General features: G+C 68.7%; 17 protein-coding genes. 10 read left to right on the top strand and 7 right to left on the bottom strand.

Annotated features, from left to right (window positions below):
• Positions 1-6: 6 nt before the first annotated feature.
• Entirely contained in the window at positions 7-525 is a 519-nt protein-coding gene (locus C6Y44_RS14635) for a DUF402 domain-containing protein (protein WP_159418118.1), read from the bottom strand.
• A gap of 69 nt (positions 526-594) precedes the next feature.
• Between C6Y44_RS14635 and uvrB the strand changes: the two genes are divergently transcribed.
• From uvrB to C6Y44_RS14620, 3 genes are all read left to right on the top strand, one after another.
• Entirely contained in the window at positions 595-2,754 is a 2,160-nt protein-coding gene (gene uvrB / locus C6Y44_RS14630; protein WP_159418119.1) for an excinuclease ABC subunit UvrB, read from the top strand.
• 45 nt (positions 2,755-2,799) lie between these two features.
• A complete protein-coding gene (locus tag C6Y44_RS14625) occupies positions 2,800-3,672 on the top strand; it encodes an SCO6745 family protein (RefSeq protein ID WP_159418120.1) in 873 nt (290 codons plus the stop codon).
• Positions 3,673-3,828: 156 nt separating this feature from the next.
• Complete coding sequence (locus C6Y44_RS14620) at positions 3,829-4,281, top strand: universal stress protein (RefSeq protein ID WP_059381080.1); 453 nt, start codon at positions 3,829-3,831, stop codon at positions 4,279-4,281.
• A 4-nt stretch (positions 4,282-4,285) separates the two neighbouring features.
• On the opposite strand, the gene C6Y44_RS14615 is transcribed toward C6Y44_RS14620, so the two are convergent.
• The 4 genes from C6Y44_RS14615 to C6Y44_RS14600 form a co-directional block, all read right to left on the bottom strand.
• Complete coding sequence (locus C6Y44_RS14615; RefSeq protein WP_120283039.1) at positions 4,286-4,705, bottom strand: DUF732 domain-containing protein; 420 nt, start codon at positions 4,703-4,705, stop codon at positions 4,286-4,288.
• 138 nt (positions 4,706-4,843) lie between these two features.
• Positions 4,844-7,162: a HelD family protein gene (locus C6Y44_RS14610; RefSeq protein ID WP_159418121.1), complete on the bottom strand. Its 2,319-nt coding sequence runs from the start codon at positions 7,160-7,162 to the stop codon at positions 4,844-4,846.
• 173 nt (positions 7,163-7,335) lie between these two features.
• Complete coding sequence (locus tag C6Y44_RS14605; protein WP_174247030.1) at positions 7,336-8,379, bottom strand: DoxX family protein; 1,044 nt, start codon at positions 8,377-8,379, stop codon at positions 7,336-7,338.
• Between the two features lie 166 nt (positions 8,380-8,545).
• Positions 8,546-10,240, bottom strand: coding sequence for an alkaline phosphatase D family protein (locus C6Y44_RS14600; protein ID WP_159418122.1), 1,695 nt, complete (start codon positions 10,238-10,240; stop codon positions 8,546-8,548).
• 191 nt (positions 10,241-10,431) lie between these two features.
• Between C6Y44_RS14600 and C6Y44_RS14595 the strand changes: the two genes are divergently transcribed.
• Positions 10,432-10,686 (top strand): hypothetical protein, encoded by a 255-nt coding sequence (locus tag C6Y44_RS14595; RefSeq protein ID WP_120284349.1) that lies wholly within the window; start codon positions 10,432-10,434, stop codon positions 10,684-10,686.
• 309 nt (positions 10,687-10,995) lie between these two features.
• Here the strand turns inward: C6Y44_RS14595 and C6Y44_RS14590 are convergent, their stop codons facing one another.
• On the bottom strand, positions 10,996-11,685 hold the full coding sequence (locus C6Y44_RS14590) for an MBL fold metallo-hydrolase (RefSeq protein ID WP_120283031.1): 690 nt from the start codon (positions 11,683-11,685) through the stop codon (positions 10,996-10,998).
• Positions 11,686-11,816: 131 nt separating this feature from the next.
• On the opposite strand from C6Y44_RS14590, the gene uvrA reads away from it, so the two are divergent.
• Entirely contained in the window at positions 11,817-14,819 is a 3,003-nt protein-coding gene (uvrA, locus tag C6Y44_RS14585) for an excinuclease ABC subunit UvrA (protein WP_120283029.1), read from the top strand.
• 97 nt (positions 14,820-14,916) lie between these two features.
• Here uvrA and C6Y44_RS14580 read toward each other — a convergent pair whose 3' ends face one another.
• Positions 14,917-15,282 carry a DUF1844 domain-containing protein gene (locus tag C6Y44_RS14580; protein ID WP_016692782.1) on the bottom strand — a complete coding sequence of 122 codons (366 nt, stop codon included), beginning with the start codon at positions 15,280-15,282 and terminating at the stop codon, positions 14,917-14,919.
• Between the two features lie 319 nt (positions 15,283-15,601).
• Here C6Y44_RS14580 and infC point away from each other — a divergent pair, with 319 nt between their 5' ends.
• The 5 genes from infC (at position 15,602) to pheS (ending at position 19,038) form a co-directional block, all read left to right on the top strand.
• Positions 15,602-16,318: a translation initiation factor IF-3 gene (infC, locus tag C6Y44_RS14575; protein WP_120284347.1), complete on the top strand. Its 717-nt coding sequence runs from the start codon at positions 15,602-15,604 to the stop codon at positions 16,316-16,318.
• Between the two features lie 71 nt (positions 16,319-16,389).
• Positions 16,390-16,584, top strand: a complete 195-nt coding sequence (gene rpmI, locus C6Y44_RS14570; RefSeq protein ID WP_006553978.1) for a 50S ribosomal protein L35 — start codon at positions 16,390-16,392, stop codon at positions 16,582-16,584.
• A gap of 67 nt (positions 16,585-16,651) precedes the next feature.
• Positions 16,652-17,032: a 50S ribosomal protein L20 gene (gene rplT, locus C6Y44_RS14565; protein WP_006553977.1), complete on the top strand. Its 381-nt coding sequence runs from the start codon at positions 16,652-16,654 to the stop codon at positions 17,030-17,032.
• A gap of 38 nt (positions 17,033-17,070) precedes the next feature.
• Positions 17,071-17,883 (top strand): TrmH family RNA methyltransferase, encoded by an 813-nt coding sequence (locus C6Y44_RS14560; RefSeq protein WP_120283027.1) that lies wholly within the window; start codon positions 17,071-17,073, stop codon positions 17,881-17,883.
• A gap of 84 nt (positions 17,884-17,967) precedes the next feature.
• The gene (gene pheS / locus C6Y44_RS14555; RefSeq protein WP_120283025.1) at positions 17,968-19,038 is read left to right on the top strand and encodes a phenylalanine--tRNA ligase subunit alpha; all 1,071 of its coding nucleotides are present in this window, start codon (positions 17,968-17,970) and stop codon (positions 19,036-19,038) included.
• The last annotated feature ends 40 nt before the right edge of the window (positions 19,039-19,078 follow it).

Below are 19,078 nucleotides of genomic sequence, written 5' to 3'. Positions count from 1 at the left end.
GAGTGCTCAGCGCCAGCGGACGGGCGCGCCCCGCTCGCGGAGCCACGCGTCGAGATCGTGACCCTGCGCGGCAATGCCGTCCACCGCCCGCAGCGCCGTGTCGATCGCGGTCTCGGCCGTGGCCGCGTCGATCATGCCGGCGGTGACCGCGACGACCAGTTCGTCGATGTCCTCGACGGCGGTGTCGCGACCGGTGCGGACGATCAGGTCGAGATAGTGGTCGTGGGAGTACCAGACATCGCCGTCGCGCCGGAACTCGCCGACGTCGACGTACCGGTCCTGGTCGCGTTCGTTGCCCGGGGTGAAGTGGAAGATCGAGGCCCGCAGGCGCAGGTCCGGCAGCAACCACGATTCGAGATAATGGAACTGCGGGTGGTCGGACGGTCGCGCCATGTACAGCCCCCACTCCTCGACGCGGTACTCGTCGACCGCGCGCACGAAGCCCTTCGGGTCGATGTTGGTCTTCGCGGCGACGTCGAACGTCTCGGTCTTCACGGGATGCGGGGTCGCGGGCACGGGATGCACGCTAGCGGGCGAACCGTGCCGCACGCAGGACCACGATGTGTGTCGGTGGGAGCGCTTACTCTGGATTCCATGGCGTTCGCAAGTGAACATCCCGTCGTCGCACACTCCGAGTTCCGGCCGGTGGGTGAGATCGAGCGCACCGAGGCCCGCTTCGAGGTCGTCAGCGAGTACGAACCGGCCGGCGATCAGCCCGCCGCCATCGACGAGCTCGAGCGTCGGCTGAAGTCGGGGGAGAAGGACGTCGTCCTGCTCGGTGCCACCGGTACCGGCAAGTCCGCCACCACCGCGTGGCTCATCGAACGCGTCCAGCGACCCACCCTCGTGATGGCGCCCAACAAGACCCTCGCCGCGCAGCTCGCCAACGAGCTGCGAGACATGTTGCCCAACAACGCGGTCGAGTACTTCGTGTCGTACTACGACTACTACCAGCCCGAGGCGTACATCGCGCAGACCGACACCTACATCGAGAAGGACTCGTCGATCAACGACGACGTCGAGCGGCTGCGGCACTCCGCCACCTCGTCGCTGCTGTCCCGCCGCGACGTCGTGGTGGTCGCGTCCGTCTCGTGCATCTACGGTCTCGGTACCCCGCAGTCCTATCTCGACCGGTCCATCCAGCTCGAGGTCGGTGTGGAAGTGCCGCGCGACGCGCTGCTGCGCCTGCTCGTCGACGTCCAGTACGCCCGCAACGACATGGCGTTCACCCGCGGATCGTTCCGCGTCAAGGGCGACACCGTCGACATCATCCCCGCCTACGAGGAACTCGCCGTGCGGATCGAGTTCTTCGGCGACGAGATCGACGCGCTGTACTACCTGCACCCACTCACGGGCGATGTCGTGCGCAAGGTCGACTCCCTGCGCATCTTCCCGGCGACCCACTACGTGGCCGGCCCCGAGCGCATGGAACGCGCCGTCGCGAGCATCGAGGCCGAACTCGAGGAGCGCCTGGCCGATCTGGAGAACCGCGGCAAGCTGCTCGAGGCTCAGCGTCTGCGCATGCGCACCCAGTACGACATCGAGATGATCCGGCAGGTCGGCTTCTGCTCCGGCATCGAGAACTACTCCCGTCACATCGACGGACGCCCCGCCGGGTCCGCGCCGGCGACGCTCATCGACTACTTCCCGGAGGACTTCCTCCTGGTCATCGACGAGTCGCACGTCACCGTGCCGCAGATCGGCGCGATGTACGAGGGCGACATGTCGCGCAAGCGCAACCTCGTCGACTTCGGTTTCCGTCTCCCGTCGGCGGTCGACAACCGGCCCCTGACCTGGGAGGAGTTCGCCGCCCGCATCGGGCAGACGGTCTACCTGTCGGCCACCCCCGGCCCGTACGAGCTCGGGCAGACCGGCGGCGAGTTCGTCGAGCAGGTCATCCGCCCCACCGGCCTCGTCGACCCGCAGGTCGTCGTCAAGCCCACCAAGGGTCAGATCGACGATCTCGTGCACGAGATCCGCGAACGCGCCGAGCGCGACGAACGTGTCCTCGTCACCACGCTCACCAAGAAGATGGCCGAGGACCTCACCGACTACCTGCTCGAACTCGGTATCCGGGTGCGCTATCTGCACTCCGACATCGACACCCTGCGCCGGGTCGAACTGCTGCGACAGCTGCGTCTGGGTGAATACGACGTGCTCGTCGGCATCAACCTGCTTCGTGAGGGTCTCGACCTCCCCGAGGTGTCGCTGGTGGCGATCCTCGACGCCGACAAGGAAGGCTTCCTGCGGTCGACGACCTCGCTGATCCAGACCATCGGCCGCGCGGCCCGCAACGTCTCCGGCGAAGTGCACATGTACGCCGACAAGATCACCGACTCGATGGCGCGGGCCATCGAGGAGACCGAACGGCGTCGCGAGAAGCAGATCGCCTACAACACCGAACACGGTCTCGATCCGAAGCCGCTGCGCAAGAAGATCGCCGACATCCTCGACCAGGTCTATCAGGAGGCCGAGGACACCGAGGCCGTCGAGGTGGGCGGCTCCGGCCGCAACGCCTCGCGTGGTCGCCGAGCCCAGGGCGAGTCCAGGCGGGCCGTCAGCTCCGGTGTCGTGGAAGGTCGCGACACCTCGACGATGCCGCGCGCCGAGCTCGCCGATCTCGTGCAGCAGCTCACCGACCAGATGATGCAGGCCGCCCGCGACCTGCAGTTCGAGTTGGCCGCACGGCTCCGCGACGAGATCTCCGATCTGAAGAAGGAACTACGCGGGATGGACGCCGCGGGCCTGAAGTAGTCACCCGCCCCGGTCGGCGCCGGCGACTCGGTAGGGTCGCTTCCCATGGATCCCACTTCGGCCGGGCGTGCTGCCCGCGCATTCGAACTGCTGCACGCGGTCGTCTACTTCGCGCCGGACATCGCGAGCGAACTCGCCGCGCTGGGTGTCGACGGACCGGCTGCGCAGTACTTCGGTGGACGCGCGGCACCTCTGGGTGCTGTCGGCCCCGGGGTGGTGACGGCGACGTTCTACAGCTTCTCGCCCCGCCTGGTGGCATCGGCCGTCCCGGCCGTGTGGCAGAGCGCCGAACCGGCCGCGATCATCGCGGCGCGGTTGCGCGGACTCGACGCTCTCCACCGGCGGGTCCTCGGGCAGGACGTGCTCGATTCTGCGGAGATGAGCGAGGCTGCGGAGCTCGCGGCAACCGCGGCGCGGGCGATCCCCGGTCCCGACGGGCGCCCGCTCTACGCCGCCCACGCCGACCTGCCCTGGCCCGAGGTGGCGCACCTGCGGCTGTGGCACGCCCTGACGCTGTTGCGCGAGTATCGCGGCGACGGTCATGTCGCGGCGCTGCAGACCGCGGGACTGGCGGGTCTCGATGCGCTCGTCACCCACACGGCGACCGGTATCGGGTTCGACACCGATCCGGCCCGGAAGCTGCGTGGCTGGTCGCGGGACGAGTGGGCGGACGCCGAGAAGGAACTGCGCGGGCGCGGGCTGCTCGACAAGCGTGGCGAGCTCACCGGCGAAGGATTCGAGGTGCGTGAGCTCGTCGAAGATCTCACCGACGACCTCGCGGTCGCGCCGTGGATTGCGCTCGGTGACGACGGTGTGGAGCGTCTGCTCGACCTCGCGTTGCCGTGGCGCGACGCCTTCGTCGACGCCGAGGTGTTCCCCGCCGGTCTCTTCGGCCCGCGTTACGGTGACGCGCGGTAACATCAAACGCGATTGTGGGATGAGACCCAAACGTCCCACCCGGGCCGCCCATCCCGCTACTGTCGACGCAGCGTATGGCGGGGGAGCGTGCGTGTCCTCCGTCGACGACGGCATCGACGGCACGCGTCGATGGACCACACACTCGATGGAGGATGAATGAGCGCCTACCGGACCATAGTCGTCGGAACCGACGGTTCCGAATCGTCGTATCGGGCCGTGGAGAAGGCAGCTGCTCTGGCCGGCGACGCCGGCGCCCAACTGGTGATCGCCTGCGCCTACTACCCGGCCGACCCCAAGGACACCGCGCAGGCCGCCGACGCGCTGCGCGACGAGGCATACCAGGTCACCGGCTCGGCACCGACCTACGAGATCCTGCGCACCGCACGGGAGAAGGCGACCGTGGCCGGTGCCCGCAAGATCACCGAGCGACCCATCGTCGGCGCTCCCGTCGAATCGCTCCTCACGCTCGTCGAGGAGGTCGACGCCGATCTCATCGTCATCGGCAACCGCGGCCTCAACACGCTGACCGGGCGCCTGCTCGGCTCCGTCCCCTCGGACGTCGCCCGCAAGGCCCTGTGCGACGTACTGGTGGTGCACACCGTCCGCTGACGGATCAGCAGTACTCTTCGCGGGCGGTCTCGAGGTAGCGCGCGGCGGCGTCGTCCGCCGACATCCGCGACCCCGAGGCGCCCGCGGCATAGGCGGCGATCGGCCGGAGTGTGACGAGGACGTCGTGCTCCGGCACGCCCGCGCTCAACTGGTCGCACACCCCACGCACCACCGCCAGCACCGTGTCGTCGTTGACGTCGGCGACCAGACCGAACGCGTCCAGTGCCTCCCTCACCCGCAGAAAACGCGCGTCGGGCGGCGTCGACGAGGTGGGGGCGATCGACGTCGTGGATGTCGCAGCTTGCGCTTCGTCCTGGGTCGGCGTCACCGATCCGCATGCGGCGGAGACGAGGAACCCGCTCAGCGCCGCGAACGCCGCGCACCCCGCTCGACGTATCCGGTGGTGCGCTGCCCGATAGGCCACGTGTTCGTTCCCTCCGCGGATGATCCGTCCCGTCTCCCTGCCCCGAAGGACGGTACCGTCCGGTGACCGGTCGTGGGTGGGCTCGACGGTGTCGGCTCGACCGTGTCGGCTCGACCGTGTCGGCTCGACCGTGTCGCCTCAGCAGTGTGTCGGTGCGGCGAGACCGGTCAGCACGTCCGGTAACGGCTCCGAGTGCACCACCCCGAGACGCTGGGTGGCGCGGGTCAGCGCCACGTACAGGTCGTTCATCCCGCGTGAGGAATCGGTGAGGATCTCGGCCGGTTCGACGAGCAGCACCGCGTCGAACTCGAGGCCCTTGACCTCCTTGACGGTCGCGACCGTGACCGACTCGGACGCGAGATGCTCCCACGCACCCACGAGCCGCGCCGGAACGAGCACGGCCGTCGTGCCCGGGCCGGTCTCGGCGTCGAGAGCGGCCTGCACGGTGGTGAGCACCGCGTCCGCGTCGACGTGCTGCGCCCACGGCTCGAAACCGGACTCGCGCACCGACTGCGGTGGCACCTGGTCGGGATCGATCTCCGCGAGCACTGCGTGCGCGATCTGCATGATTTCCGCCGGCGTGCGGTAGTTGACCGTCAGTTCGGTCTTCTTCCACCGGTTCGCGACGTACGGTTCGAGGATCTGCTGCCACGACTCGGTTCCCGCCGGATCCCCGGTCTGCGCGGTGTCGCCCACCAGGGTCATCCAGCGATTCGGGATGCGGCGCATGATCGTTCGCCACGCCATCGCCGACAACTCCTGCGCCTCGTCGACGATCACGTGGCCGTACGTCCAGGTGCGATCGCCGGCCGCCCGCTCCGCGGTGGTTTCGTGGCGGCGGTGGTTCTGTCGTTCGGCGAGCTGGGTGGCATCGATCAGGTCGTACGCCATGAGCAGTTCGGGATCGAGGTCGTCCTCGAGATCCTGCGGTGCCGAACCGGTGAGGATGTCGAGTGCACCCTGCGCGTCGGCGATCTGCTTGCGCCAGCGTCGCTTCGCGCGTTCGCGTTCGGCGGCGTCGTCCACACCGAGCAGTTCGGCGAGCTCGTCGAGCAGGGGAGCGTCGGCGGCGCTGAAATGCCCCGGTGCGTCGGGGCGGTGCAGCGCGTCGATCTGCTCGTCGGTCAGGGCCGGAGCCGCCGACGCGATCCGGTCGCGGGAGGCGAGCAGATCCGAGAGCACCTGCTGCGGGGACAGTTCCGGCCACAACGCGTCGATCGCAGCGACGATGTCGGGGTCCGAACGCATCTCGGACCGGATGTCGTGGATGTCCTCCCGGCTCAACAGGTTCGCGCCGCCGAGCGGATTGGATCCGATGATCCCGGCGAGCTGGTCGGCCAGGGCGTCGATGACCCCGTTCACGAAGATCGGCCGGGCCAGGTTGTGGGGTCGGCGGGACGACCGGGCGCGACCCCGCGCGCGGGTCACCATCTTGCGGTCGAGGGTGAGCGCGTAGGTGTCGAAGCTCAGCTGCACGGGGGAGCGGGGCACCTCCTGCCGGTCGCGGACGGCCTTCTCGAGCACCTTCACCATGTCCAGGGAGCCCTTGAGCTCGCCGGCCACGGGATCGTCCTCGACGGTCGGCGTGACCCCCGGATACAGATCCCCGACCGTCGACAGCAGCACGCCGGTCTCACCGAGCGAGGGCAGCACCTGACCGATGTAGTCGAGGAAGCGGCTGTTCGGGCCCACGACGAGCACGCCGCTCTTGGCCAGCTGCTTTCGGTAGGTGTAGAGCAGGTAGGCCGCGCGGTGCAGCGCGACCGCGGTCTTGCCGGTGCCCGGACCGCCCTGGACGACGAGGACACTGCGATGCTCGGACCGGATGACCGCGTCCTGCTCGGCCTGGATCGTCGCCACGATGTCGTGCATCTGCCCGGTGCGCGCGGCGTTCAGAGCGGCAAGCAGCGCGGATTCTCCGGCCACGCCACCGGCCGGCGGGGTGTCGGCGTGCTCGAGGGCGGCGTCGAGGTCGAGGTACTCGTCGTGCAGTGCGGTGACGGAGCGGCCGCGGCTGCGGATGTGGCGACGCAGCACGACACCGTCGGGCGCGGCGGGGGTCGCGAGGTAGAACGGACGCGCCTGCGGCGCGCGCCAGTCGAGCAGCAGCGACTCGTAGTCGTTGTCCTCGTCGAGGATGCCGAGGCGGCCGATGTAGCGGATCTCCGCGCCGTCCTCCGTCGTGGGTCCGGAGGTGTCCGTCCCGTCGTCCCGCACGTCGATGCGGCCGAAGCACAGGCCGTGCTCGGCGGCGTCGTACTTCGCGATGTCCTCGGTGTACATGTGGGTGTACGACTCGCGTTCGCTGCGCGCCTGAGGGGTGCCTCCGGTCTCGCGCAGCACGCGGGCCAGCCGGGTCTTCGCGTACTCGCGCAGACCGTCGAGATGCGTGTAGAGCATCGCCACGTAGGCCTGCTCGCGATCGAGCTCCGGATGGGACGCGCCATCAACCGGCACAGGGACTCCTCGGGGATAGACATGACGAAATCGCTCGCCGCCGCAGAGGTGACGCGTCGACGAAAGTGCCCGAGAAGTCTAGTCGCCGCAGGAGGGAAACGGGCAGAAAGCCTGATCACAGCAGTGCGGGCGTGCGATTCTCACGCACGCCCGCACCACTGTGCCGTACCGGACTACTTCTTCTTCTCGATGCTCTTCTCGAGCGCCTTCAGGTTCTTCGCGAGCTTCTTCTCCGCCTTCGTGCCCTGCTTGCGCGCGGCCTCGGCACGCAGACGGGCCTTCTCCGCGGCGACGTGAGCCCGAGCGTTCAGGATCGCGGACTGCTCCTCGGCGAGCTTGGCCCATTCCGAGCTGCGATCGACCGTGGTGTCCCACAGCTTCGAGCCACGCTTGCGGGCGACGTCGGCGAGTTCGGGGGTGCGCTCACGCGCCAGCCCGAGCAGTTCGGTGCCGCGTTCGCGGGCGCCCTCGGCGAGTTCGGGGGCGCGTTCCCGCGCGACACCGAGGATCTCGGCGCTGCGATCGCGCGCACGCTCGGTCAGCACCGGGCCGCGGTCGCGGGCGACCTCGAGCAGTCCGCTGCCCCGCTCGCGCGCCGCCTCCGCGAGTTCGGGTGCCCGTTCCTTGGCGATCTCCAGGAAGTGGCCGCCCTGCTCGCCGGCTTCCTCGGTCAGCGCCTTCACCCGCTCGGCGACGGTGTGCAGCGCTTCGGCGGTGTGGCCGTCCGAGGAATGGCTCGGCAGCGCGGCGGCCACCGACTTCTGCGCGGCACGCGCGGCGCGACGGCTCCGCCAGCCGAGCGACGGCTTGCCCTCGGTGTCCACGGCGGCGATGAGCAGACCACCCATCAGGCTCACGTTCTTGATGAGCTGGGTGCGTTGCTGGGCGCGGGCATCGGGGTCTTCGACGTTCCAGAAGTCGTGTCCCGCAACGGTTGTCGGCACAAGGCTGCCGATCAGGGCGAGAGCGGACAGGCGAGGCGCCTTGCCGAGTGCGAACAGGGTCCCGGCGCCGATCTGCACTGCGGCGTTGATCTGGACGAGAGTCTCGGGATTGCTGGGGAGCCGGTCGGTGATCGACGCCGGCAAGGCGTTCACAGCCTGATCGAGCCCGGGCTGCGCGGCACCTGCTTTCGGCTCGGGCTTCCGCAGGGCGTCGATACCCCCGGCGATGAAGATGGACGCGAGCATGGGCCGCGCAATTCTCCGGACGAGCATGTGGTTCCTCCCGTGGTCGGCTGTGTTTCCAAACCCTGACACAGGTACCCCGAGCGTCACGGGAATATGCGCGAAGCAGGGTCGAAGGACACGAGGCAGTATTTCGGACCGTACGGAAATCGTGGAAATGCCGAATGGGACGCCGGTGGGTGCCACCCCTCCGCGCTCACCTCGACGGCTGTTCCTCCGCGCGGGCGGACGCGACCTCAGGCGGCCGATCCTCGGTAGTCAGGGGTACTTCCGCGACAGTCTCGAACAGATGCGGACCCGACGCGGTCTCGACGCTCCGCTCGATCGTCAGGCGCGCGGCACGTCCTCGCGTCCGCAGGGTGGCGATCTGGTTCCCGAAGCTCGGACCTGTCATCTTCGACCACGAGAACGACACCTCGGGAACGGCCGTCACCCGGCCGAGGAGCAGTCGCACGACGCGCTCCGCCACGCGGCTCCACGCAGCGCGGAAGGCGAGTCGGACGGCTGCCGGGACGTGGTTGTGCACGGGCGAACAGGTCAGCTGGTAGACCGCGCCGGCGGTCGGCGTCGCGAATCGGACGCGGGCCGCGTACGCATGGTGCACGTCGCCCGAGAGGACGCAGATCGTCGCGGGCGCACGGCCGGACGTTCCGGCGCGATCTCCGGCGGCAACGTCCCGCAGCAGCCGTGCGAGTCGCTCGAACGAGGCGCGGAAGGCCGACCAGTGTTCGAGATCCGCGGCGCGGCGGAGTTTCTCGGCCCAGCGTGCCCATCGGTCACCGCGCGCACCGGATGCAAGCTTCTCGTCCCACGCCTCGAGGTCGTGCATCGCGCGGGGGAGAAGCCACGGCAGCGACGTGCCGATCAGCAGGTGGTCGTAGTTGCCGTCGGTCTGCTCCTCGATCCAGTCGAACTCCGGATCGGACACCATGTCGCGCCGGTCGGGGGTGAGCACCCGGCCGCACCGCGAATCGATCACCAACAGACGCACCGGTCCGAAATCGCGGCGGTACGACCATCGCACCCCTTGACTGCCGTCGGCTTCCTCGTCGGCACCGGACGCGAACGCACGCAGGATCGGTTCGGCGTCCCCGGCGCAGTTCCGCACCCGATCGTAGAGGGGCTCCTCGTCCAGTTCGGCGGGGGAGAGGTTCCCGAGATGCTGATAGATCCAGTACGACGCCAGCGCCCCGACGATGCGTTCCTCCCACCACGCGGAGGCCTCCACCTCCCGGCGCCACGAGTAGGAGGTGTTCCAGTCGTCGTGCACGTCGTGATCGTCGAAGATCATCGAGGTCGGCACGTTCGACAACAGCCATCGGACGTTGTCCTCGGACCACGACCGGCTGTACAGCCAGGTGTACTCCTCGAAGTCGCGTACCTGGGCGCCGGGCGGTTCCGCCAGATCGTGACGCTCACCGACCCGTCGCTTCATCTCCTCCGACAACTCGTCGGCGTAGACCTGATCTCCCAACAGCAACAGCGCGTCGGGCCATTCGTCGATCGGCAGGGAACGCATACGCTGCGCGTAGGCGACGAGGGCATCCTTCCCGAGTACGGCTGTCGGTTCCGCACTCTCCGACGCCACCCGGCACGATCCGAAGGCGAGCACGAAGCCGTCGGGGTCGTCTCCCGCGGTCCTGATCAGGGGCGGTGCAACGCCGGCGGGCGGCCACACGACCCGGCCGTCGAGATCCACCTCGTAGGGCGTCACCGATCCGGGTTCGAGGCCTCGGACGGTGACGAGCGCGTAGTGGTGTCCCGCGACCGTCCATGTGGGTTCGGAACTGCCGAGCACGCGCACCGTGCAGGGCTCGGACGTCTCCACCCAGATCGTGGCGTCCGTGTCGCCGATGTGCCGAAGCACCGGCCCCAGTACGAGATCCGCCACAGTGTCAGGCCTCCGTGCTCGTGCGAGCTCGTCCGGTTTTCGAGCGTACTCGCGGCAGTGGCGCACAGGAGGATTCCGGCGAACTCCGATCCCCGTTCGTCCTCCGGGACTCCGCGACGGGGCGCACCCTGGAACGGACGCAACCGCATCGGCCCCCTCGGGTCGGTGCCGCGCTGGAAGGGGGCCCGGACATGACCGACGCGGAGGATCCGACCCGCTGGGATCGGCTCGACGACGAAGAGAAGAGACAGGCGAAGGAGAAGGCCGAGGAGATCGACCGCATGTACGAGCCGGGAGCACGACCGACCACGGTCGTGCCGGGCACGAACGGGATGGTCTCGGGAACGGCCTTCGCGGACACGGTGGGCGAGCGCTCGAACGACGCCGAGCAGGTCGATGGAGAGAACGGTGAGTCGGGCCCGAGTGCGGAACACGCACCCGAGTGAGTTGCCTCAGCGACCGGACGAAGATCACCGTCAACGGAGCGTTGTGCCAGGCAGCTTGATGGAGCGGCGTGTACCGCGACCGACCGCCGGGTCGCCACAGGTTGGGCCCGAGGTGCGAAGCGGTGGTGTCGAGGAGTGAACACGGTCGACCAATCCGCCTTACGGGCGGCATCGGCCAGCGCGTGCGCGGTTACGAGCCCGTCGCCAACGAAATGGTCCGAACTGCCGTGCCAGACTGCTTCGGGTGAGGGGGCGGTCATCGGACGGCACCTGCCGACCACCGAACGACGTGTGCCGCGTGCAGAACAGTCACCAACCTCGCTCGCGCCACTCGCCGAGATGCGGACGCTCGGCTCCGAGGGTCGAGTCCTTGCCGTGTCCGGGGTAGAAGATCGTCTCGTCGTCGAACCGGTCGAAGATCTTGGACTCCACGTCGCCGAGGAGCGACCGGAAGGCGTCGTCGTTCGGGGTCTTGCCGACCCCGCCGGGGAACAGCGAGTCGCCGGTGAAGATGTGCGTGCGACCCGTGCCCTGTTCCGTGAGGACCAGCGCAACCGACCCCGGAGTGTGCCCTGAGAGGTGGATCACCTCGAGATTCAGCTCACCGATCTGCACGGTGTCACCCTCGGCCAGGATCCGATCGGGCTTCACCGGCAGGGGACCGGCGTCGAGCTCGTGCGCGGCGGTCGGCACACCGGTCTCGGCGGCGACCCGCTCGAGGCCCTGCCAGTGATCCCAGTGCTGATGGGTGGTGACGATCAGTTCGAGCTGCTGCGCATTGTCGCGGAGGAACTGCACGAGACGGTCGGGTTCGTTTGCGGCGTCGATGAAGACGGACTTGCCGGTGGCGTCGTCGGTGACGAGATAGGTGTTGTTGTTCATCTCGCCGACGGCGAGTTTGACGATGCTCGCTCCGGGAATCCTTCGGCGTTGCGCGGGTCCGCCGGGAGTGACGTCGCCGGAGTAGGTGTCCTCGATGATCACGGGCTGCTGCGTCATGCAGCCAACCTACCTTCGCGTGCACGCGCGTGAGCCCCGGGCGCGCAGTGTTCGTCACGGAAACGTGTCGGTACCCGCGCCTACCATGGCTGAGGGCCGAACTCCGGCCTTGTCTACAGGAAGGATGTGGCGTGGCAGACCGCCTGATCGTGCGTGGAGCCCGGGAACACAACCTGCGTGGTGTCGACCTGGACCTGCCGCGCGACAGTCTGATCGTTTTCACCGGACTGTCGGGTTCGGGCAAGTCGAGCCTCGCGTTCGACACCATCTTCGCCGAGGGGCAGCGGCGCTACGTCGAGTCGTTGTCGGCCTACGCCCGCCAGTTCCTCGGACAGATGGACAAGCCGGACGTCGACTTCATCGAGGGCCTGTCGCCCGCGGTGTCGATCGACCAGAAGTCCACCAACCGCAACCCGCGGTCCACCGTCGGCACCATCACCGAGGTCTACGACTACCTGCGTCTGCTCTACGCGCGGGCCGGCACCCCGCACTGCCCGGTCTGTGGTGAGCAGATCTCCCGGCAGACGCCGCAGCAGATCGTCGACCAGGTGCTCGAGATGGAGGCCGGAGCCCGATTCCAGGTCCTCGCGCCCGTCGTGCGCACCCGCAAGGGCGAGTTCGTCGACCTCTTCGAACAGCTGACCATCCAGGGCTACTCCCGCGTGCGCGTCGACGGGGTCGTCCACCCCCTGTCCGATCCACCGAAGCTGAAGAAGCAGGAGAAGCACGACATCGAGGTCGTCGTCGACCGCCTCGCCGTCAAGCCCAGCGCCCAGCAGCGCCTCACCGACTCCATCGAGACCGCGCTGCGGCTCGCCGAGGGTGTCGTCGTGCTCGACTTCGTCGATCGCGAGGAGGACGCCCCCGACCGCGAACGCCGGTTCTCCGAGAACCTGGCGTGCCCGAACGCGCACCCGCTGTCCATCGACGAACTCGAGCCTCGGTCGTTCTCCTTCAACTCCCCCTACGGCGCGTGCCCCGAGTGCGCGGGTCTCGGCGTGCGCAAGGAGGTCGATCCCGATCTCGTCGTGCCCGACCCGGATCTGAGCCTGGCCGACGGCGCGATCGCGCCGTGGTCGATGGGTCAGAGCGCCGAATATTTCGGCCGACTGCTGTCCGGCCTGGCCGACGCCCTCGAATTCGACATCGACACCCCGTGGCGGAAACTGCCCGCCAAGGTGCGCAAGGCCGTGCTGGAAGGCAGCACCGAGCAGGTGCACGTGCGCTACAAGAACCGCTACGGCCGCGTCCGCTCGTACTACGCCGAGTTCGAGGGCGTCATGCCGTTCCTGCACCGCCGCCTCGAGCAGTCCGAGTCCGAGCAGGCCAAGGAACGCTACGAGGGCTACATGCGGGAAATCCCGTGCCCGGCCTGCGCCGGTGCCCGCCTTCGTCCCGAGATCCTGGCCGTGACGGTCAGCGCGGGCGACTTCGGAGCGATGTCCATCGCCGAGGTGAGCGACTTGTCGATCGCCGAGTGCGCACGCTTCCTCGACAGCCTCGTCCTCGGCGCGCGCGAGGCCGCGATCGCCGGGCAGGTCCTCAAGGAGATCCAGGCCCGGCTCGGCTTCCTGCTCGACGTCGGACTCGACTACCTCACCCTCTCGCGCGCCGCGGGCACCCTCTCCGGTGGTGAGGCCCAGCGCATCCGTCTCGCCACGCAGATCGGTTCCGGTCTCGTCGGCGTGCTGTACGTGCTCGACGAACCGTCCATCGGTCTGCACCAGCGCGACAACCGTCGCCTCATCGACACCCTCACGCGACTGCGCGATCTCGGCAACACGCTCATCGTCGTCGAGCACGACGAGGACACCGTCCGCGCCTCCGACTGGGTCGTCGACATCGGACCGCGCGCGGGCGAGCACGGCGGGAAGGTCGTCCACAGCGGCACCTACAAGGAACTGCTCGACAACCCCGAATCGCTCACCGGTGCCTATCTGTCCGGACGCGAGGAGATCGAGATCCCCGCGCTCCGGCGGCCGATCGACAAGGGCCGGCAGGTCACCGTCCTCGGCGCCCGCGAGAACAACCTGCGCGAGATCGACGTGTCGTTCCCGCTCGGCGTTCTCACCTGCATCACCGGTGTCTCGGGCTCCGGGAAGTCGACGCTCGTCAACGACATCCTCGCCACCGTGATGGCCAACAAGCTCAACGGCGCACGGCAGGTCCCCGGACGGCACACCCGCATCAACGGACTCGACCAGCTCGACAAGCTCGTCCAGGTCGACCAGTCGCCGATCGGCCGCACCCCGCGGTCGAACCCGGCCACCTACACGGGTGTGTTCGACAAGATCCGCAGTCTGTTCGCGTCCACCACCGAGGCGAAGGTGCGCGGCTACCAGCCGGGCCGGTTCTCCTTCAACGTCAAGGGCGGCCGCTGCGAGGCGTGCTCGGGCGACGGCACGCTGAAGATCGAGATGAACTTCCTGCCCGACGTGTACGTGCCGTGCGAGGTGTGCCACGGCGCCCGCTACAACCGCGAGACGCTCGAGGTGCACTACAAGGGCAAGACCATCGCCGAGGTGCTCGACATGTCGATCGAGGAGGCCGCGGAGTTCTTCAAGCCGGTCACTTCCATCCATCGCTACCTCAACACGCTGGTGGAGGTCGGTCTCGGTTATGTCCGCCTGGGCCAGCCGGCGACGACCCTGTCCGGTGGTGAGGCACAGCGCGTCAAGCTCGCCGCAGAGCTGCAGAAGCGCTCCAACGGGCGCACCGCGTACATCCTCGACGAGCCCACCACGGGTCTGCACTTCGAGGACATCCGCAAGCTGCTCGGGGTCATCAACGGTCTGGTCGACAAGGGCAACACCGTGATCGTCATCGAGCACAACCTCGACGTCATCAAGACCGCCGACTGGATCATCGACATGGGTCCCGAGGGCGGTTCCGGGGGCGGCACGGTGGTCGCGGAGGGCACTCCGGAAGAGGTGGTCACGGTGGAGGAGAGCTACACCGGACGCTTCCTCGCGGAGATCCTCGATGGACGGACCACCGCGCCCACCCCGGCGCCGGCACGCAAGCGCGCGGCGAAGACGACCAAGGCGACCACGAAGGCTGCCACGAAGACGGCCGCCACGAAGACGGCGGCGAAGGCGAAGGCCACCAAGAAGAAGGTGGCCGCCGCGAGCTGACGAGTCGAGCCGCCCACCTCAGCGGTGGGCGGCTCGGTCGCGTCGATCGTGAACTTGGGCCGTGGATCGTGACGCAGGCGAAAAGTGCCGGTTCGGCTCAGTAGACCGGGCCTGTGTACTTCTCGCCCGGGCCCTTGCCGGGCTCGTCGGGCACGGCCGACGCCTCGCGGAAGGCACGCTGCAGCGCCTGCAGTCCTTCACGCAGCGGACCGGCGTGCGGACCGAGATATTCCACCGACGAGGTGATCAGGCCGGCGAGGGCCGTGATCACGCGGCGGGCCTCGTCGAGGTCGCGTCGTGCGCTGCTGTCGGGATCCTCATCGGCGAGACCGAGCTTCTCGGCAGCCGAACTCATGAGCATCACGGCTGCGCGGCTGATCACCTCGACGGCCGGGATGTCGGCGAGCTCGCGCACATCCTCTGCCGCAGCGTCCTGATCGGGGGTCTCGGGAGCATCCGTCATAGCGTCGAGCATAGGGTCGCGCCGCTCGTCGCCGACCGCGCGGGTGGGGCACCGACGCGCCGATTCGTCGTCGACGTGGCTTTTTGTTAGACTTGATCCCACGACCGCCCGCGGTGATCCTCCGTGGGCAGCAAAGTGGAGTCCGACTCCCACCTCTGGCGGCACATCGATGCAGCTCAGGGGTCCGGTCCTCCGGGTGCGGAAGCCCCGGACGTCCGCCCTTCATCGGGCGGTGCGGATCACCCGGCGCGAGCCGGTTGGCCGTCGACCGGTCGGTATCGGACCCCGCGTGGAGCCTCGGCGCCACAGCGGGGTCTTCTTGTCGAGGAGTAGGGCCACGTGCTGCGGTGCGGTCAGACCGACCACACCGCTCTACCTAGGAGGCCCCATCAGCGCTGAGACCCGCATCAACGAACGCATCCGAGTTCCCGAAGTCCGACTCGTCGGACCCGGCGGTGAACAGGTCGGAATCGTGCGTGTTGAAGATGCCCTCCGCCTGGCAATCGAAGCCGACCTCGACCTCGTCGAGGTGGCACCCGACGCCCGGCCGCCGGTCTGCAAGATCATGGACTACGGCAAGTTCAAGTACGAAGCCGCGCAGAAGGCGCGCGAATCGCGCAAGAACCAGCAGCAGACCGTGATCAAGGAGCAGAAGCTCCGTCCGAAGATCGACGACCACGACTACGAGACCAAGAAGCGCAACGTCGTGCGCTTCCTCGAAGCCGGTTCGAAGGTCAAGGTCACGATCATGTTCCGCGGCCGCGAGCAGTCGCGCCCCGAACTCGGATTCCGGTTGCTGCAGCGCCTCGGCGCCGATGTGGCCGAACTCGGTTTCATCGAGACCAGTCCGAAGCAGGACGGCCGGAACATGACGATGGTGCTGGCCCCGCACAAGGGTGCGAAGACCCGCGCGAAGGCTCAGGAAGCCGCGCAGGCCGCACCGGCGAAGTCCGCCCCGCGCCCGGCAGCCTCCGCAGCCCCGTCCACGGAGTCCGCGCCGGCTCCCGAGACGGGCGACGCCCAGAGCAGCAACTAGCCCGCTCAGGCAGCACATCCGGTGCTGTCCGTGAGCACCGATGTACGCACACGACAAGAACTGAGGACTCCATGCCCAAGTCGAAGACCCACAGCGGCACCGCGAAGCGATTCAAGGTGTCCGGTAGCGGAAAGGTCCTGCGCCAGAAGGCGGGTCGCCGCCACCTGCTCGAGCACAAGTCCTCGCGGGTGACGCGTCGCCTCGACGGCAAGGCCGTCGTCGCCGATGCCGACGCTCCGCGCGTCAAGCGCATGCTCGGGCTCTGAGCCTCTCCGACCGATCCATCCGGGGACACCTCGTTCGTCCCCCGAACTCTGACAGGACACATAACCAGTGGCACGCGTGAAGAGGGCCGTCAACGCCCAGAAGAAGCGTCGTTCGATTCTCGAGGCCTCGAAGGGCTACCGCGGACAGCGCTCGCGCCTGTACCGCAAGGCCAAGGAGCAGCAGCTTCACTCGCTGACCTACGCCTACCGCGACCGTCGCGCCCGCAAGGGTGATTTCCGCAAGCTGTGGATCAGCCGCATCAACGCTGCTGCCCGCGCCAACGACATCACCTACAACCGCTTCATCCAGGGCCTGAAGGCCGCGGGTGTCGAGGTGGACCGCAAGATCCTCGCCGAGCTCGCCGTCTCCGACGCCGAGGCCTTCGCCGGCCTCGTGGCCGTCGCCAAGGCTGCCCTGCCGGCCGACGTCAACGCTCCGGCTGCCTGAGTGCTGCCCTGAGCTACGACAACATCCAGGAACGACCCGTGGACACGCTCACCGAGCGCACACCACGGGTCGTTTCTGCTGTGAAACTGCTCCGGACCGCCGAGCGTCGCAAGACCGGGCGGTTCCTCGCCGAGGGTGAGAACTCCGTCACCGAGGCGCTCGCCGCTGCACGCGTGCACGAACTGTTCGTCACCGAGGCGGCCGCGGGCCGGTACGCGACGGTTGTCGACGAAGCGCGCCACAAGGGTGTGCGGGTGGGGATCGTCACCGAGCGGGCCGCCGCCCGGTTGTCCGACACCGTCACCCCGCCCGGCCTCGTCGCCGTGTGCGACACCCTCGACGTGCCGCTCGCCGAAGCGGTGACCCCGCGGTCGCGGCTGCTCGCCGTGCCCGTCGCGGTCGCCGAACCCGGCAACGCCGGCACGCTCATCCGCGTCTCCGACGCCGTCGGCGCCGACGCCGTGGTCCTCGCCGGCGACAGCGTCGATCCGCACAACGGCAAGTGCGTGCGCTCCTCGGCCGGCAGCATCTTCCACCTGCCGGTCGCGCGCGAACGCGACACCGACCGGGTGCTGGCCGCGCTCGCCGAGGCCGGCGTGCAGATCCTCGCGACGGCTGCCGACGGTGAGATCGACCTCGACGACGCCGACGAGTTGCTCGCCGCGCCCACCGCGTGGCTGTTCGGCAACGAGGCCCACGGACTCGATCCGCAGGTCGCCGCCCGCGCCGACCATCGCGTCCGCATTCCCATCCGCGGACGCGCCGAATCGCTCAACCTCGCCACCGCCGCCTCGATCTGCCTGTATGCGAGCGCGCGGGTGCAACATCGGGCCGCTCGGCCCATCACATAGGATTTCCCCGGTGCGCCGCGGCCTCCGGTCCGGACCGCACCCACCGAGATCACCCGTTCGTCCGAAGAAGGAGATGCACCGGTCGTGGCCAAGAAAGAGGGCGGCACCCCGCCGGCAGTCGATCCGAGCGCCCTGACCGAGGACGCGCTCACCGCCGCCGAGAAGTCCGCGATCGACGCGTTCGCCGCTGCGGCCGACCTCGACGAACTCGCCCAGGCGAAGATCGACCACCTCGGCGACAAGGCGCCCATCTCCCTCGCCAAGCGCGCCCTCGGCTCGCTGCCCGGCAACGAGCGCGCCGATGCCGGCAAGCGGGTCAACGCCCACCGCACCACCGTGCAGGCCGCCTTCGACGACCGCAAGGCGGTGCTGCAGGCCGAACGCGACGCCGCGGTCCTCGTCGCCGAGGCCGTCGACGTCACCTTGCCCGCGACCCGCCGCGCGCTCGGCGCCCGCCACCCGATCTCGATCATCTCCGACGAGATCGCCGATGTCTTCGTCGCGATGGGCTGGGAGGTCGCCGAAGGCCCCGAGGTCGAGACCGAGCACTTCAACTTCGACGCCCTGAACTTCCTGCCCGACCATCCGGCGCGCACGATGCAGGACACCTTCCACATCGCCCCGGAGGGTTCGCGGCAGGTGCTGCGCACCCACACCTCGCCCGTGCAGGTCCGCACCATGCTGCACCGCGACATCCCGATCTACGTCGTGTGCCCCGGCCGCACCTTCCGCACCGACGAACTCGACGCCACCCACACCCCGGTCTTCTCGCAGGTCGAGGGTCTCGCCGTCGACAAGGGCCTGACCATGGCGCACCTGCGCGGCACCCTCGACGCGTTCGCGCGGGCGCTGTTCGGTCCGGAGACCCGCACCCGGATGCGCCCGAACTACTTCCCGTTCACCGAACCGTCCGCCGAGGTGGACGTGTGGTTCCCGAACAAGAAGGGCGGCGCCGGCTGGGTCGAGTGGGGCGGCTGCGGCATGGTCAACCCCAATGTGCTCCGGGCCTCGGGCATCGACCCCGATGTGTACACCGGGTTCGCGTTCGGTATGGGCCTCGAACGCACCCTGCAGTTCCGCAACGGCATCCCCGACATGCGCGACATCGTCGAGGGCGACGTGCGCTTCACCCTGCCGTTCGGCGTGCAGGGCTGAGAGCCCGCTCCCGACACCGACTCCACCGACCGACGACCGA

The sequence above is a fragment of the Rhodococcus rhodochrous genome, assembly GCF_014854695.1.
Lineage (GTDB): Bacteria > Actinomycetota > Actinomycetes > Mycobacteriales > Mycobacteriaceae > Rhodococcus.
This window is presented reverse-complemented; position numbering and strand designations above follow the sequence as displayed.

Bases quoted from the DNA above. Each gene is read 5' to 3' on its own strand.
- C6Y44_RS14590 (WP_120283031.1), bottom strand. From the start codon at position 11,685: ATGACGCAGCAGCCCGTGATCATCGAGGACACCTACTCCGGCGACGTC.
- rpmI (WP_006553978.1), top strand. From the start codon at position 16,390: ATGCCCAAGTCGAAGACCCACAGCGGCACCGCGAAGCGATTCAAGGTG.
- C6Y44_RS14595 (WP_120284349.1), top strand. From the start codon at position 10,432: ATGACCGACGCGGAGGATCCGACCCGCTGGGATCGGCTCGACGACGAA.
- C6Y44_RS14580 (WP_016692782.1), bottom strand. From the start codon at position 15,282: ATGACGGATGCTCCCGAGACCCCCGATCAGGACGCTGCGGCAGAGGAT.
- C6Y44_RS14605 (WP_174247030.1), bottom strand. From the start codon at position 8,379: ATGCTCGTCCGGAGAATTGCGCGGCCCATGCTCGCGTCCATCTTCATC.
- C6Y44_RS14625 (WP_159418120.1), top strand. From the start codon at position 2,800: ATGGATCCCACTTCGGCCGGGCGTGCTGCCCGCGCATTCGAACTGCTG.
- C6Y44_RS14620 (WP_059381080.1), top strand. From the start codon at position 3,829: ATGAGCGCCTACCGGACCATAGTCGTCGGAACCGACGGTTCCGAATCG.
- uvrB (WP_159418119.1), top strand. From the start codon at position 595: ATGGCGTTCGCAAGTGAACATCCCGTCGTCGCACACTCCGAGTTCCGG.